At 34.9% G+C, this 14658-nt stretch carries 13 protein-coding genes; 4 read left to right on the top strand and 9 right to left on the bottom strand.

Features of this window, described 5'->3' with window-relative positions; all coding sequences use genetic code 11:
- Positions 1-111: 111 nt before the first annotated feature.
- Positions 112-1872: a 2-succinyl-5-enolpyruvyl-6-hydroxy-3-cyclohexene-1-carboxylate synthase gene (gene menD / locus HM990_RS07770; protein ID WP_178988381.1), complete on the bottom strand. Its 1761-nt coding sequence runs from the start codon at positions 1870-1872 to the stop codon at positions 112-114.
- Positions 1873-2003: 131 nt separating this feature from the next.
- Between menD and HM990_RS07765 the strand changes: the two genes are divergently transcribed.
- A complete protein-coding gene (locus HM990_RS07765) occupies positions 2004-5234 on the top strand; it encodes a S41 family peptidase (protein WP_178988380.1) in 3231 nt (1076 codons plus the stop codon).
- On the opposite strand, the gene HM990_RS07760 is transcribed toward HM990_RS07765, so the two are convergent.
- Both HM990_RS07760 and HM990_RS07755 read right to left on the bottom strand, forming a co-directional pair.
- Positions 5227-6345, bottom strand: a complete 1119-nt coding sequence (locus HM990_RS07760) for a chorismate-binding protein (protein ID WP_178988379.1) — start codon at positions 6343-6345, stop codon at positions 5227-5229. The two genes, HM990_RS07765 and HM990_RS07760, sit on opposite strands and share 8 nt — an antisense overlap.
- Before the next feature lie 3 nt (positions 6346-6348).
- The gene (locus tag HM990_RS07755) at positions 6349-6774 is read right to left on the bottom strand and encodes a PaaI family thioesterase (RefSeq protein ID WP_178988378.1); all 426 of its coding nucleotides are present in this window, start codon (positions 6772-6774) and stop codon (positions 6349-6351) included.
- A gap of 62 nt (positions 6775-6836) precedes the next feature.
- Here HM990_RS07755 and HM990_RS07750 point away from each other — a divergent pair, with 62 nt between their 5' ends.
- Positions 6837-7475, top strand: a complete 639-nt coding sequence (locus HM990_RS07750; RefSeq protein WP_178988377.1) for an alpha/beta hydrolase — start codon at positions 6837-6839, stop codon at positions 7473-7475.
- A gap of 20 nt (positions 7476-7495) precedes the next feature.
- Entirely contained in the window at positions 7496-8071 is a 576-nt protein-coding gene (locus tag HM990_RS07745; RefSeq protein WP_178988376.1) for a GNAT family N-acetyltransferase, read from the top strand.
- A 114-nt stretch (positions 8072-8185) separates the two neighbouring features.
- Here HM990_RS07745 and HM990_RS07740 read toward each other — a convergent pair whose 3' ends face one another.
- The 3 genes from HM990_RS07740 to HM990_RS07730 all read right to left on the bottom strand — a co-directional run bounded on the left by HM990_RS07740 (position 8186) and on the right by HM990_RS07730 (position 10631).
- On the bottom strand, positions 8186-8506 hold the full coding sequence (locus HM990_RS07740; RefSeq protein WP_178988375.1) for a YtxH domain-containing protein: 321 nt from the start codon (positions 8504-8506) through the stop codon (positions 8186-8188).
- A gap of 390 nt (positions 8507-8896) precedes the next feature.
- Complete coding sequence (locus tag HM990_RS07735) at positions 8897-9271, bottom strand: VOC family protein (protein WP_178988374.1); 375 nt, start codon at positions 9269-9271, stop codon at positions 8897-8899.
- Positions 9272-9353: 82 nt separating this feature from the next.
- The gene (locus HM990_RS07730; RefSeq protein ID WP_178988373.1) at positions 9354-10631 is read right to left on the bottom strand and encodes a hypothetical protein; all 1278 of its coding nucleotides are present in this window, start codon (positions 10629-10631) and stop codon (positions 9354-9356) included.
- Positions 10632-11234: 603 nt separating this feature from the next.
- Between HM990_RS07730 and HM990_RS07720 the strand changes: the two genes are divergently transcribed.
- Positions 11235-11618: a hypothetical protein gene (locus HM990_RS07720; protein WP_178991896.1), complete on the top strand. Its 384-nt coding sequence runs from the start codon at positions 11235-11237 to the stop codon at positions 11616-11618.
- A 25-nt stretch (positions 11619-11643) separates the two neighbouring features.
- Here HM990_RS07720 and HM990_RS07715 read toward each other — a convergent pair whose 3' ends face one another.
- From HM990_RS07715 to HM990_RS07705, 3 genes are all read right to left on the bottom strand, one after another.
- Entirely contained in the window at positions 11644-12264 is a 621-nt protein-coding gene (locus HM990_RS07715; protein WP_178988372.1) for a YiiX/YebB-like N1pC/P60 family cysteine hydrolase, read from the bottom strand.
- 3 nt (positions 12265-12267) lie between these two features.
- Complete coding sequence (locus tag HM990_RS07710) at positions 12268-13215, bottom strand: NAD(P)H-dependent flavin oxidoreductase (RefSeq protein ID WP_178988371.1); 948 nt, start codon at positions 13213-13215, stop codon at positions 12268-12270.
- An 87-nt stretch (positions 13216-13302) separates the two neighbouring features.
- Entirely contained in the window at positions 13303-14514 is a 1212-nt protein-coding gene (locus HM990_RS07705) for a class I SAM-dependent rRNA methyltransferase (RefSeq protein WP_178988370.1), read from the bottom strand.
- Positions 14515-14658: the final 144 nt, after the last annotated feature.

Below are 14658 nucleotides of genomic sequence, written 5' to 3'. Positions count from 1 at the left end.
AGTTAATATATTTGTTTCCTTAAAGGTATGTAATTTTTAGAAACACTAAAAACGAAAAAGTCACATATTTGCAAGAATTATTGCTAAAAAGAGATTTAAACTCAACTATATTTATTTAATATATTTAAAATAATCCAACAGAATTTGGTCGTTGCTGCGAGATGGTGTAAAAATCTCTAATAATTTTGGCCTTTCTGATAGTTTATAAAATGGATCTAATTGCTGTTCTAATTCTTTTTGGTCTTTGGCTACTGAATACTCAAAACCATACATGTCACATAATTGCTTAGCAGTCAATTCATGTTTAGTCTCAAAAAAAGTATCAAAATTTTCCGTGTTTTTGTGTCCTGGAAGAATTCGGAAAATACCACCACCTTCATTGTTGACCACTACAATTCTAAATGAATTTGGGATATAATTATTCCAAAGGGCATTACTATCGTAAAAGAAACTTAAATCACCTGTAATAAATGTGGTTTGCTTTTCATTGGCAACCGCAGCTCCAATGGCTGTGCTTGTACTTCCATCGATACCGCTTGTTCCTCTATTGCAAAAGACTTCGATACTTTTTGGTATTTTAAATAGCTGTGTGTAGCGTATCGTAGAACTATTTCCAACTTGCAATTGGCTTTGTTTCGGAATATATTTTAAAACCATATGAAATACCATAAAATCCGAAAATGGAAGTGATTCTATATATTCGGCTTGTAGCTTTCTTCTTTTTTGTCGAACCGTCAACCAGGTCGCTTTATAATTACTTTTTGTATGATGGGTGACTTGTGGTAAAAAAGCACCCAAAAATGTGTTAGGACGCAATTTTATATGTTTGTCCAAACAGAAAAAAGTGTCGTTTGCTTTAGACAAACCAACATGCCAATGATGTTCAGGTTTATAAGTTCTTAGAAATGCTTTGATTTTTTTTGAAACAACCATACCACCAAAAGTGAGTAGAACCTCTGGTTGAAGCGCTTTAAAACCAGCTTCATCTAAAGGTGCGATAATTTCATCAATGCCAGGAAAAAAATCTTTGTGGTGCAGATTTGATGTTGTTTCAGTAAAAACAATAATGCTGTCATCATCCGCTATTTCTTGTATCCATTTTTTTTCAATAGTATTGGGCTGTAACACACCGACCAAAATCAGTTTTCGCTTAGCACTATGCCAAACATCGATTAAACTCTTTATTTCAAATTCATCCACTTTTTCTTGCCGTGTTTGAATTTTGTACGGTTTCGGGTTTATGGCCAACTCTTCTACGGTTTCATACAAGGGTTCATCAAATGGGCAATTAATATGAACCGGTCCTAAATTTAATTTTGCAATGGTAAGTGCATCATGAATTTCAGATTCATTATAAGTTTGAATATCCTTTTGAAGCCCTAAAAACCGTTCCAATTTATTTTCAATACTTTTAATAATCGGTAATTCGCTTGCTAAATGTGCACTTTCGGTTTCCTTTAAATCGAGTTTTAAATTGGTGCTGTACAGCACATGTTCGCCATAAACATTCTTTTGTTTAATGGTTTGTCCATCGCCAATTTCTATTAAATGTTTTGGTCTATCTGCAGACAAAACCACTACTGGAATATGACTATAATAAGCTTCCGCTATTGCAGGATAATAATTCAATAATGCGCTACCAGACGTACAAACTACAGCAACTGGTTCTTGGAGTTGTTGGGCTATTCCTAAAGCGAAAAATGCAGCACAACGTTCATCTACAATACTGTAACAATTAAAAAAATCATCATGAGTAAAACCAATGGTCAATGGTGCGTTTCTGCTTCCAGGCGATATAACAATGTGCTTTACATTATGCGTTTTACATAGCGTAACTACAGTTTGTGACAAAGGTATTTTTGAGTGCTTCATATAAGTACAAAACTACCTAATAAATTGGGCTAAAAAAAATATGATTATATCAAAAATTGAGTCCCTTAAAATTGCTTTTCCATCTAATTATTTTAACTAACTTTCAAGACCTATAATTAATCCATTTTAAAATGAAAATTTTCGCTCTTCTCGTTACCATCTTTACATGCTTTACTTTTCAATTAACGTATGCACAAGACAACGACAATTTATGGTTTAGAAACACAGCCATTTCTCCAAACGGTCAACAGATTGCATTTACCTATAATGCAGATATATATGTGGTTTCTGTTACAGGTGGAAAAGCTAGACGACTAACATCCCACAGTGCTTACGACACCAAACCTGTGTGGTCACACGATGGATCCAACATTGCATTTTCATCTAACAGACACGGCAATTTTGACATTTTTGTAATGAACATAAATGTTGGGAATTTAAAGCGATTAACCTACCATTCTGCAGATGATTGGGCCTCAGATTTTTCACAAAACGACAATGCAGTTTGGTTCAATTCTATACGTTTAGATGACGCTAAGTCGCTCCTTTTTCATGATTTAGGGGAATTGTACAGTGTGTCTTTAAATGCTGAAATGCCAATACAATTATTAAGCATTCCTGCTTACAAAGCTAGAAATAATGCTAATGGAGATATTCTGTTCGAAGAAATAAAAGGCTACGAAGATCAATGGCGAAAACATCACAACTCTTCTGTAACACGGGATATATGGATTAAAAAAGAAACTGGAACATTCGAAAAACTATCCAGCTTTAATGGTGAAGATAGAAATCCTGTTTTTGGTCCTGATGAAATCATTTATTATTTGTCTGAAAAATACGGAACTATGAATGTCATTCAATCATCGCTTTCCAGTCCTGATGAAACGACTCAAATTTCTGACTTTACAATGCATCCTGTGCGTCATTTATCGGTTTCAAACACAGATATCCTTTGTTATAATTTTAACGGTCAGATTTATACACAAAAACCAAACGCCTCACCAAAATTAATTAGCGTTGATGTTTCTGGAGACACATCGCTATTAAAAAACGAATTGCTTTTTGTGAACGACGATGTGGAGGAAATGGTGCCCTCTCCAAACGGAAAAGAATTGCTCTTTATATATCGAGGCGATATTTTTGCAACTTCTGTAGATGGTAGTTTAACCCGGAGAATAACCAGCACTCCTGAACAAGAACGCCATATCGATATCAGCTCAGATGGTCGCACCATTGTTTATGCTGGCGAACGCAACAATAGTTGGAACCTTTACACACAAACCCTTCCTAATAAAGATGAAAAATATTTTACCATAGCCTTAGAGCTCAAAGAAGAGATTTTACTAGAAAATGAAGCCGAAACCTTCCAACCTAAATTTTCTCCAGACGGTGAAGTTGTTGGTTACCTAGAAGACCGTACTAAGCTTAAAACCATAAATTTAAAATCAAAAGAAATTACAACTATTCACAATGGCGAAAAGCATTTTTCCTATGCCGATGGTGACCAAGATTTTGAATGGAGTCCTGATGGAAAATGGTTTGCCGTCACCTTTTATCCAAATCGTTATTGGGTAGGCGAAATAGGTATTATTAGTGCCAATGGCGACCAAAAGTTAGTGAATGTCTCTAAAAGCGGTTTTAGTGATTTCAACCCAAAATGGTCTAAAGATGGCAGTATTTTATATTGGGCTTCAGACCGAAATGGCATGCATAGTGTCGCAAAAACGGGTCCTTCGGAAAGTGATATCTACGGCGTATTTTTAACGCAAAACGCCTATGATAAATTCAAGCTTAAGAAAGATGAATTTGAATTATTAAATGACGACGAAGAAGAAAACGAAGAGAAAGATGATAATTCAAAAAAGAAGAAAAAAGAGGAGAAAGAAAGAAAAGAAGAAAAAGTAATACAACCGATTACGATTGACTTTGATAATCTTAGTAAGCGAAAAGAAAAGCTTACCTTATTCTCTACACGTTTATCTTCTGCCCTTTTATCCAAAGATCTTAAACAGCTTTACTATTTGGGCAGTTCAGACCGTAAAGCCGATTTATGGAATCTGGATTTAAGAACCAAAGAAATAAAATCTCTTGGTAAATTCGGAAATGGAGGACGAGTAGCTTTTGATGATGAGCAGGAAAATCTCTTTGTTTTAAGTGGCGGAACAATTTCCAAAGTAGAAATTAAAACAGGTAAGAAGGAGGCCGTTGATATTGATTCTGAAATGGCATTCGATTTGTCTGCTGAGCGCGCATACTTAATGGACCACGTATCTCGACAAGTGAAAAAGAAATTCTTAGATCCAAATCTGCACGGCGCACCATGGGATTCGCTAACCACCAATTACAAAAAGTTTGTGCCCTACCTAAATAACGACTTTGACTTTAAAGATATTTTAGGCGAACTTTTGGGTGAATTAAACGCATCGCATACAGGAGCACGTTTTAAAAATGAAGATAAAAAAGGAGACCAAACCGCATCATTAGGCGTATTCTACGATACTAGTCATAAAGGAAAAGGACTAAAAATTTTAGAAATTATGAATGGTAGTCCATTGATTCAAGGCGATAAGAAAGTGGTTTCGGGCACTATTATCGAAGCGATTGATGGAATCGAAATAACGGAGAACATGAACTTTTACAGCGCCTTAAATCGCAAAGCTGGTAATTCAACCATTATTTCTTACTTCAACCCTGAAACCAAAACCAGATGGAAAGAACGCGTAAAGCCAATTTCATTACGAGCTGAAGAAGAATTGTATTATCAGCGTTGGATAGAAACCAATAGAAAAATAGTGCATAAATTATCGGATGGCAAATTGGGTTATATGCACGTCAGGAATATGAATGATGGTAGTTATCGCGAATTTTTAGAAGAGGTAATGGGCGAAGAAGTCAACAAAAAAGCCTTAGTTGTAGATACGCGATTTAATGGTGGAGGTGATTTAGTAGATGATTTAACCACTTTTTTAAGTGGTAAAAAGTATATGGAATTTAGATCTGGCGGCAAGGTGGTTGGTACCGAATCGCAACGTCGTTGGACCAAGCCAAGTATTATGCTTATTGGAGAATCCAATTACTCAGATGCGCATTGTACGCCTGCTGCCTATAAGGATTTAAATATCGGAAAATTAGTTGGCATGCCAGTGCCTGGAACTTGCAGTTTTGTTTGGTGGGAACAAATCCAGAATGGTATTGTTTTCGGAATTCCTAATATGCAAGTAACTGATATCGCTGGAGATGTTTTAGAAAACAAACAACTAGAACCAGACATTAAGGTTAAAAATGATTTTGACAATATTACTAACGGTAAAGACGAACAAATTGAAGCCGCTGTTACTGAACTATTAAAGCAAATTAACTAAGTACGGCGGTTATAGTTGCAGATTTATTAACAGTTTCCTCCCATTCTCTTTCTGGGTTGGAATCTTTAGTTACTCCGCCACCAACATAGATTAAGGCTTTTGAAGCTTGTAGTTGCATACAACGCAAATTCACATAAAAGTTAGACTGCGTTTTTACAACCGAGTAGGCATTGTTTTCCACATTGCGTCTGTTGTTATTTCTAGTTTTGACCTGAGTGAGATTCAATTCTCCTAAAAAACCGGTGTAATACTCGCGATTATAGTTTTCATGTTGAAGAATGAATTCTGTAGCTTCAGCTTTAGGAAACCCACAAACAGCTGGAGTTGGGTGTAAGGCTTCAATGATTGATTTTAATTCTGAGTTATCCTTAATTAAGCTAATTACTCTGGTTTTAAGATGTAAAAGATTACCTGCTCTAACCGTTTCAACGTCAGAGACGTTAATTTGTTTCGTGTACGGTTTTATCTGCTCAGTAATATAATTCGTTACAATTTGTTGTTCTTCAAACTCTTTATTTGTCCAAGTTGGTTTCGAGATTTGTCTATACGGTTGTGTTCCTGCCAAAGAGATGGTGGTCAATTGTTTGCCTTCCACTTTAAATAATAATTCTGGTGTGGCTCCAATCCAAAGTCCTACTTTAGGATGGTACCAACAATAAACCATCGCATTTTTATAGGTGTTGAATAGACGTTTAAAAATAGTAATCGGATCAATATTTTGAATGGGCTTTGATTCACATCTTGATAGCACTACTTTTTCCAAATTGCTATTTTTGATGCGCTTTATACCTTCGGAAACTAAATTAATATGTTGAAATCTTTCGGTTTCATTCTGAAAAATCTTGGTAGGTTCAACAACTTCAGTGCCTAAAATTTCAATATCAATTTCAGAATACAAACAAGCTTCTTTCGGGAATAGAATGCTTTTTTCGTTGAGATTAAATGGTGCAAATACAAAACCACTTTCGGTAAAAGTTTCCGTTTTGTGTAAGTCATCGTCTTTCTGCAACCAGCATTGGATTTTAGAATTTATAGGTCTACTATAAACTACAAAAGGCAATTGATTGGCGTAGTGGGTTTCTAAAGCTTCAAAAAATGAATCTTCGTGCATTCGCTATGATTTTTTGGGAAGTGAAATGGTAGATAAACGACAAATTGAAATCAAATTATCAGCTTCGTCCGTTACTCTAATATCCAGAAGTTGTGTCGTTCTTCCTTTGTGCAAAAATGTGGCTTTTGCATATACGTAACCTTCACTAATACTCTTTAAATGGTTCGCTGTAATTTCCAATCCACGGACAAAAAACTTTTCCGTGTCTATAAAAACGTGGGAAGCAAAACTACCAACACTTTCGGCTAATGCTGCTGTTGCTCCGCCATGCAAAACGCCATCTGGTTGGTGTACTTTTGAGGTTACAGGCATTCTTGCAATTAAGAAATCATCGCCAAAGTCCATAAAATCAATACTTAAGGTTTCCATTAATGTATTTTTGCTTGCGGCATTGGCCTTTGCCAAAACGGCATCCTTAGATAATTGCATAGAAAACGTTATTTTTAATGTTTAATTGAAACGACACAAAAATACTGAAACTACCTAGAAAAATGAATTCAGAAGAGAAAGAAATCACATATACAACGAGCAACTCCTACTCTACTTTAAATACACTAACGGAACGCACCAAAACCGTTTGGATGGTTTTTCATGGTATGGGTTATTTAAGTCGCTATTTTATGAGATATTTTAAGGGTTTGAATGCTGAAGTAAACTATATCATAGCACCACAAGCTCCGAGTAAATATTACATTCAACCAAAAATGCATGTCGGTGCTAATTGGTTGACACGTGATAATACCGAAACTGGAATGGAAAACATCCAGAATTATTTTGACGCTGTTTTAGAAGCTGAAAAGATTCCCGATAACATCAATCTTATCGTTTTTGGCTATTCCCAGGGTGTGAGCGTTGCCATGCGCTATTTGGCGAAACGTCAATTACAATGCGGTCAGTTGGTGCTGCATTCTGGTGGTATTCCGAAAGAATTAACTGCGAAGGATTTTGAGTATTTACCTGAAACTACCCAAGTAAAAATGATTTATGGTACTCAAGATGAGTATTTGGACGAGAATAGAATTCAATTAGAATCTGAAAAGGCTGAATCGCTTTTTGGTAAACGATTGATTGTGATGCCATTTGAAGGAAAACATGTGGTCAATGTGGATTTTATAAATGATTTGGTTTAGTGTAAAAAACACAACTTATTATGAACGTACCAATCCTAGAAAACAAGAGAGTAAAACTTGAGCCATTAAACCTCAATAATTACGAATTCTTAGAGTCAATAGCCCAAGAAAAGAATCTTTTGGCCTACTCGCCTTCCGATATTTCGGCTCCTGAAAAATTGAAAAACTATGTACAAGTCGCCGTTGAAGGGCTTAATTATAAAGTCACGGTTCCATTTATAATTTATGATAAACAAAAACAAGTCTATGCTGGCTCAACACGTTTTGGCTTAATCAACTGGAAAAATAAAGTCCTGCATATTGGTTGGACGTGGATTGGACACCAATTTCAAGGTTCAGGTCTAAATGCTAATATGAAATTTTTAATGCTTCAATATGCTTTTGAAACACTAGAGTTTGAAAAGGTAGAGTTTAGAATAGATGAACGTAATCACAAATCGCGAAAAGCAATTGAAAAATTGGGAGCCAAACTTGAAGGAATTCTGAGACAAGATGTACTCATGAAAGATGGTTTTAGACGAAGCACCTGCTGTTATGGTATTTTGAGAACAGAATGGGCCGACCTTAAAACTACGATTTTCGAAGATTGCCTTTAACGTAAAAGCGACTGATTTTTAAAATAGTGAAGCAAAACGTGCAATCTCTATAATGCCATTTGAACATTTAAAAAATTGCACGTTAAGCTTGTAATGACAGTTTATTTAAACGTCTTAACTCGTTTTTTGAAGTGTTTTATTCTTCTCTTTAAGTATCGCCAGTTGTTTTTCAATAAACGTAATCGCTTGTTCTGTTTTGTGACTTGATTTTGACGTAAAGTCTTCCAAATCTTGCTTAAACTTTTCTTTACCAGAAGTTGCTGCTTTAGATAAATCCTCTTTTACTTCTGCAAAATCTGAAGTTAATTGATCTTTGATGTCTTTACCTTCTTTCTTAAGCTTAGCTCTCGTAACGCTTCCTTTGTCTGTTGCTAACAATACGCCTGCGGCTGCGCCTATTAATGCGCCTAATACTAATGTTCCTTTATGAATCATAACTTTTTCTATTTTAAATTAAATTTGTGTTCTACTAATACGTCGTAGAACTTACCGTTTTGTTACAAACAAATTTAGTGCCAAGTCTTTAGATAAAAATATCATAGGAATATAAAAACAGATAGCTTAATCCTGACAACAAATAAATGGTGTACTTCTCAACCTTTCTTCTAATTGCAAATTGTCCATTTATGGACAAAATATGGGTAAAAGCTTAAATTTTTGCCAACAATGCCTTTAGGTATTGAATCTGGTGTACCTAAAGGCACACTTGAAAATGGACATTACATGTTCTTACCTATAGAAAGTCCCTAGCGGAACGAATATTGAGAAATAAATGATTTTTGTTATAGACGAAGAAATATGTGATTATTTTATCTCTTTGATTCGTTATTCAGCTACAATGTTAAATTCTCCAATATGCCAAAGGATTCCAGACGGATCGTGCAGAAAAAACTCATTTCCCCAATCATTGTAAACAACCTCTGAACATCTCACATGGTCATACTTTTGGATTATGCCACTTTGCTTTAGATTTTCTAAATGGTTTTCAACATTTACCACTTCAAGAAAAACCATGGTATTATCGACCCAATCTTTTACGTAAGCATTCTGTAAATAGAAGGTGAATTCTCCAGTTCTGAATACAGACATATTATGGGAAATAATAAATTCCTCAAATCCTAGGTCTTTATAGAATTGTCTTGAAATTGCATAGTCTTTTGCACCTATAAATGGCCGGATGGATTTTGGTTTTAGTTTCATAAATTAGTCTTTAGGAAATAATTTAAATTATAAATGAGTGAAGTTAGAGTTTTTATTACTAAAAATTAAACAGAATTCAAACTCAACCACATTCAAAACAACCCATAAATTTAGAACTTATTTCGAGATCTTCCGAGCCTTTTAGGGGCTCCTTAACTTTCCCTCTTTCTTGAATGATAGTATAAAATTGGAGCGCATAGGCTTTTAAATCCTCTCGACGTTCTTTGATTTTTCTAATGATGTCGCCGCCATCTATATCCCTAATGTTTTTTGGCCAAACCTGCAATGAGGCTTCTATAACCGAATCTGTGAGGAGTGCTTGTAAATTTTCAGCTTCTTCGATGAATACATTTTTTGATGTTTGCGATAAAAAATACTTATCAAAAGGATATACCAAGCCTTCCATAAAATCGATATCTTTTTCAAAAGATTGTAATTCTTTAACCACATGTCGATTGGCAATTAAGGTTGGAATTAAACCATCGGTCTTAAAAAAAGCATTATCTCGATCGCCAGCAATCGGAATTGCATTATAACCCTTACTCGTTTTTTGAATGGCCCAACCCCATTGTTTGGTATGTCTGTCCCAATCACCAATGAGCAAATCAAATAGTCTGCTTCTGACCAAAGCACGAACATCGATATGTAAGGAATCTTTCATTTCAAGTTTTAATTCCTGTAAATTATCAGTATCAATAATCTCTTTGACGTTTTTGTGCTGCGTATAATTGACATCACTTTTAGTTTCGTATTCCAGAAGATATAATCGATTACCGAAAGCCGCATTATAGTTTCCCAAACGTTTTTGTTTCGGAATAAAAAACAATTGCGGGTTGGTGTGCAACACATTGGCTTTTTCGGCCAGTTCTGCCGTCAAAATTGCAGCAAATGGATGTTGGGCAGAAATCCCATCGACCACAATATTTTCTAGGTTTAAGGTTTTTAGAAATTCAGGAATCAATTTTTTCGGATCTTTATTAACACTTCGTAAGGTATAAGAGATTCCATCTTCGCCAAGCATCTCTAAGGAATGAGTTTGTTTGCCTCCTCCTTCTTCCACCATAGTCATACCGCCTTTTAATGTATCTAAAAAAACAATCGGTACCTTAACCTTTGCAGACCAAGCAGCACGATACTGCTCTCCTTGAATCATTTTTTTCATGTCGTCCGCCTTATATAAATCACTTGGCGATAACTCAACAGAATCATAAACTCTAAAATTGGCTGTTTCTATATTGTCTATGTTATATAGAATGGATTTGGAAGTGATTTTATCGGTACTGCTGACAGACCAATAAATGGAGAACACTACTACCAATAGAATTAAAAAAACTGAGATAATTAAGCTGCGCTTTGACATAGATTGGTTACGAAAATTTAAGAGTTGACTATTAGAGTTACGAAAATAAGATATACAAACGAGGAATTTTAACTGAAATAGAGGAATTTGGAACTGATATGGAACCTTTCTGCTACTATCAAAGATTTAGCTTAAATACTGTGTATATTTTAGAAACAATAGGAGAATCATTTTTTCCTTTTTATACTCATCAATGAAATTAGGTATCATAAATCTAAAACACCAAAAATCTTAAATCAGTTTAGTCAGCTCCCGTAAAAATCATCATAAATTGTTTTATAAGTTCTAAAATTTAATTTTTAATACCTCTGAGATGTATGTCAAATAGTAAAAGGGGACAATTCTTCCGAAAAAAATTCTTTATGGTAAAGCACGCAACTATTTATGTTGTGAACTCATTTTGACTATGGATTTTAAGTGTTTAGAGTTTTAATATAAAACGCAGCTTAACGATTAAAAACGAGCATTTTAACATTTCATCGTAAAAATGACTATCCAGACAGATATAATTGATTTTTAAGTCTTTAAAATAATATTTTGCAGAACCAACCAACCAACCAACCAACCAACCAACCAACCAACCAACCAACCAACCAACCAATCATGAAAACTTTATTAACCTTACTAACTATTTCAATAATGACTGTCAGTAATGCGCAGTTTGTATCTGAAGACGATATGTTGCATGCCACAATAGGTGCCGGAATTTCTGCTACAAGTTATACACTGATTTATGCTAAGACCAAAAATTCAAAAAAAGCGTTTTGGTATAGTTTAGGACTTTCGGCTTTGGCTGGACTTTCTAAAGAAATTTACGATGGCTACATTATAAAAGCACGTTTTGATACTGGCGAAGCTATAGCCACAGCTGCAGGCGGCTTTGTAGCAAGTTACACGCTGAACATATTCACTGGAAAGCAAAAAAGAAAGAAACGAAAAATAAAAAAGAAAATAGAGGAAGAAGAAATTGTTTTGGTTTCTTACTGAAAATGGATTTGGAGAGTATTATTGATTAATTTAAATTTTTTATAAATTCTATGGTTTTACTATTCGCCATACCATTTGGATTACATCCTGGTTTACCTTCTGGAATCGCAATTCCTAAGTTTTCGTAATGTTCAATCCATCCCTTATGAAAGCTATTTGTTTCTGCATCTTTAAACGTCATTGGTTCTAACTCAAACACCGAATCCTTCTTAATAATTTCATAGATGTATTCAGAGCAATAATACCCTTCATCTTCTAAAATATATGTGGTATTATATGGGTTACCAACTAGCAATTTCGCTTTAGAAATTACTTCTTCTATTTGTTTTGGAGCCATGTTTTTGATACGATATAAATCTACACTTTGACTTACAGAATCTTCAGCTCCAATGAACGAATCTAACGGTTCTTTTACAACCCCTTTCCCCAAATCTGAATGATATACAAAAACAGTCCCGTCTTCAACATCACAAATTCCCATGTGTGTATAACTTGTTGACTTCGAAGTTTGAGTGACCTCATTTATAGCTTCAGATAGCTCACTATTAAGTGCGCCTCTAAATACAATATCACCAGATTTAATATCTAATGTGTTTGCACAAGAAACAGATAGAATTAAGATCAGAAAAAACGAAACTGACTTCAAGAACTAATGTGTTAATTTATCTACAATCGCTTTGACTGGAAGGATTTCTGTGGTATGCTCAATACTCGGACCTGCAACCCAAACGGTTTTGTAAGTTGCTTTTTTGGCAGCATTTTCCGTAGCTTTCATTCCTATTGAAAAACGGATCATTTTTACCCATTTTTTTAAGGTTTTATTTTTGTTCAAAAGGTTTTCGATCCAAGTCGCTTTAGTACCTATTTTTTGAACATAAGGTGTATTGATCACCGTACATGGCGTTCCTGAAATACGTTCGGTCATTATGATATCTTTTTCGCCATAATCGACACAAGCTTGTTTATACTCATCGGTCACTCCAGCTTCAATCGAAGCAATAAAAGGACTTCCGACCGAAACTCCAGCTGCTCCATAACTCAACATCTTATCAATGTCTGCTTTGCAACCTACGCCTCCAGCAGAGATTACAGGAATATCCAATTCCTTATTTAAAAGATTCGTGAATTCTTCTGGCGACAATTTTCCCCTGTGGCCACCAGCTTCATTATTTACGGCGATCGCTGCATCTGCTCCCAAATCTTCTACTTTTTTGGCAAACCTTAAATCGGTCACATCACAAAACACTTTTATACCAACAGCATGTGCTTGTCTTATAGTTTCCTCAGGACTTCCCAAAGATGTAATGATGAAATCGCAGCCTTCTTCGCATATCGCCTCCAATTGTCCTTTGTATTTAACATTGGATTTATTCACAATTAAATTGAATCCAAATGAACCGCCTTCAACTTTATTCGCCTTTAATTCTTTTATGGCTGCTCTTAATTCTTCAATAGTTCTGTAGTTTAATGCTGGAATACAACCTGCAATGCCTGCTTTCATGGCTTCTGTTACCATGGCAACGTTAGAGACCAAAAACATAGGTGCTTGAATAATTGGGTATTTTATCTTGAGGAGTTGTATTAGTTTGGTTTGCATATCACTTCCCACATAAGGGCATCTTATTAATTAGGTTTCAATTGGAATTGCAAATATACCTTTTTTTATTATGCACGCATAATACCTTTATTCTAAAAACCGATAATAGCCACATTTCAGATAAGCGCCTTCGGGAAATGCAATAGGATGGTCAATATCGTGTTTTGTTTTAAGTTCAGTTTCAAAAAGTCTGGCTTGGGCGTTCAAAACGCTATCATTCAAGTCAAAAAAAGATTGTGCTATTACACGCGATGAGCACGAAGCTAAAACCAAAATACCGTTTTTTGCAGTCAACTTCTCTCCTAGTTCTGCTAATTGCGCATATTTCTTTTTGGCTAATTCAATTTCAGATTGTTGCTTGGCAAAACTCGGTGGATCGATAACCACAACATCATAGGTTTTACCTTTTTGTATTAAAGCCTTCATTTCAACAAAAGCATCGCCAGAAATGGTTTTGTGCTTGCCAGAATACGCATTTAATTTTCCATTTTCCCTAGCCATATCCAAAGCCTGTTTGCTTATATCTAAACTTGTGACTTCGGTTGCACCATTGGCTAAAGCGTGTACTGAGAAACCACCGGCATAAGAAAACACGTCCAAAACGGTTTTTCCTTGACTCAATTCCCCTACCCGTTTTCTATTCGCTCTATGGTCTAAAAAATAACCTGTTTTATGGCCTTTGATGACGTTTGCCGAAAATTTTACCCCATGTTCAACAAACGCTACCACTTCATTTTCAAGCGTTCCGAAAATCACCTCACCATCTGTATAGTTATGATTTTTACTGTTTTTTAAACTTCTACTTAAGCGCATCACAACACTTTCAGCCTTTGAAATTTGCTGTAAACTTTCTAAAATGGAATCTAAATAGGGCAACCATATTTCAGAATATAATTTTACGACCAACACCTTATCATATACATCGGCAATCAAACCCGGAAAACCATCATTCTCGCCAAACAATAATCGGTAACTATTGGTATGGGTTTTTAATAATTCTGAACGTTTTACAAAAGCCAATTTAATTTTATGATGAAAGAAATCAGCATCAACTTTCACTTTGGTTTCAGCGTTGTGAATAATTTTAATTCGGATTGGAGAATTAGCATCATATAAACCTAAACCAATGACTTTGTTTTTGTTTTTACTAAAAATAATGGCTAAATCGCCTGTTTCAGCATCGTCATTAATTTTTACAATACTTTTAGAAAACACCCACGGATGACCTTTGACAACGAATTGTTCGCCTTTGGCATTGAGCTTTACAGCGAGATTTTTAGGTTTAAGATTTTGCTTCAAATTATATAAGTCATCATTAGAGATGCCAAGGCTTCAAAAATATGCAATCTAGAAGTTATATTCAATCTATTTTTAAAATAGAACATATTTAAAGAATAGATTAGGCAATTCTTGAAACTAACAAAGTTTTATAAAAATTTTAAA

The organism is Winogradskyella schleiferi (assembly GCF_013394655.1).
GTDB classification, from domain to species: domain Bacteria; phylum Bacteroidota; class Bacteroidia; order Flavobacteriales; family Flavobacteriaceae; genus Winogradskyella; species Winogradskyella schleiferi.
Note: the sequence above shows the minus strand (reverse complement) of the source record. Positions and strands in the feature narration are given on the sequence as shown.

Excerpts from the sequence above, each read along its gene's own strand:
- HM990_RS07760 (WP_178988379.1), bottom strand. The coding sequence starts at position 6,345 with ATGCACGAAGATTCATTTTTTGAAGCTTTAGAAACCCACTACGCCAAT.
- HM990_RS07735 (WP_178988374.1), bottom strand. The coding sequence starts at position 9,271 with ATGAAACTAAAACCAAAATCCATCCGGCCATTTATAGGTGCAAAAGAC.
- HM990_RS07740 (WP_178988375.1), bottom strand. The coding sequence starts at position 8,506 with ATGATTCATAAAGGAACATTAGTATTAGGCGCATTAATAGGCGCAGCC.
- HM990_RS07720 (WP_178991896.1), top strand. The coding sequence starts at position 11,235 with ATGAAAACTTTATTAACCTTACTAACTATTTCAATAATGACTGTCAGT.
- HM990_RS07710 (WP_178988371.1), bottom strand. The coding sequence starts at position 13,215 with ATGCAAACCAAACTAATACAACTCCTCAAGATAAAATACCCAATTATT.
- HM990_RS07745 (WP_178988376.1), top strand. The coding sequence starts at position 7,496 with ATGAACGTACCAATCCTAGAAAACAAGAGAGTAAAACTTGAGCCATTA.
- HM990_RS07765 (WP_178988380.1), top strand. The coding sequence starts at position 2,004 with ATGAAAATTTTCGCTCTTCTCGTTACCATCTTTACATGCTTTACTTTT.
- HM990_RS07750 (WP_178988377.1), top strand. The coding sequence starts at position 6,837 with ATGAATTCAGAAGAGAAAGAAATCACATATACAACGAGCAACTCCTAC.
- menD (WP_178988381.1), bottom strand. The coding sequence starts at position 1,872 with ATGAAGCACTCAAAAATACCTTTGTCACAAACTGTAGTTACGCTATGT.
- HM990_RS07730 (WP_178988373.1), bottom strand. The coding sequence starts at position 10,631 with ATGTCAAAGCGCAGCTTAATTATCTCAGTTTTTTTAATTCTATTGGTA.
- HM990_RS07755 (WP_178988378.1), bottom strand. The coding sequence starts at position 6,774 with ATGCAATTATCTAAGGATGCCGTTTTGGCAAAGGCCAATGCCGCAAGC.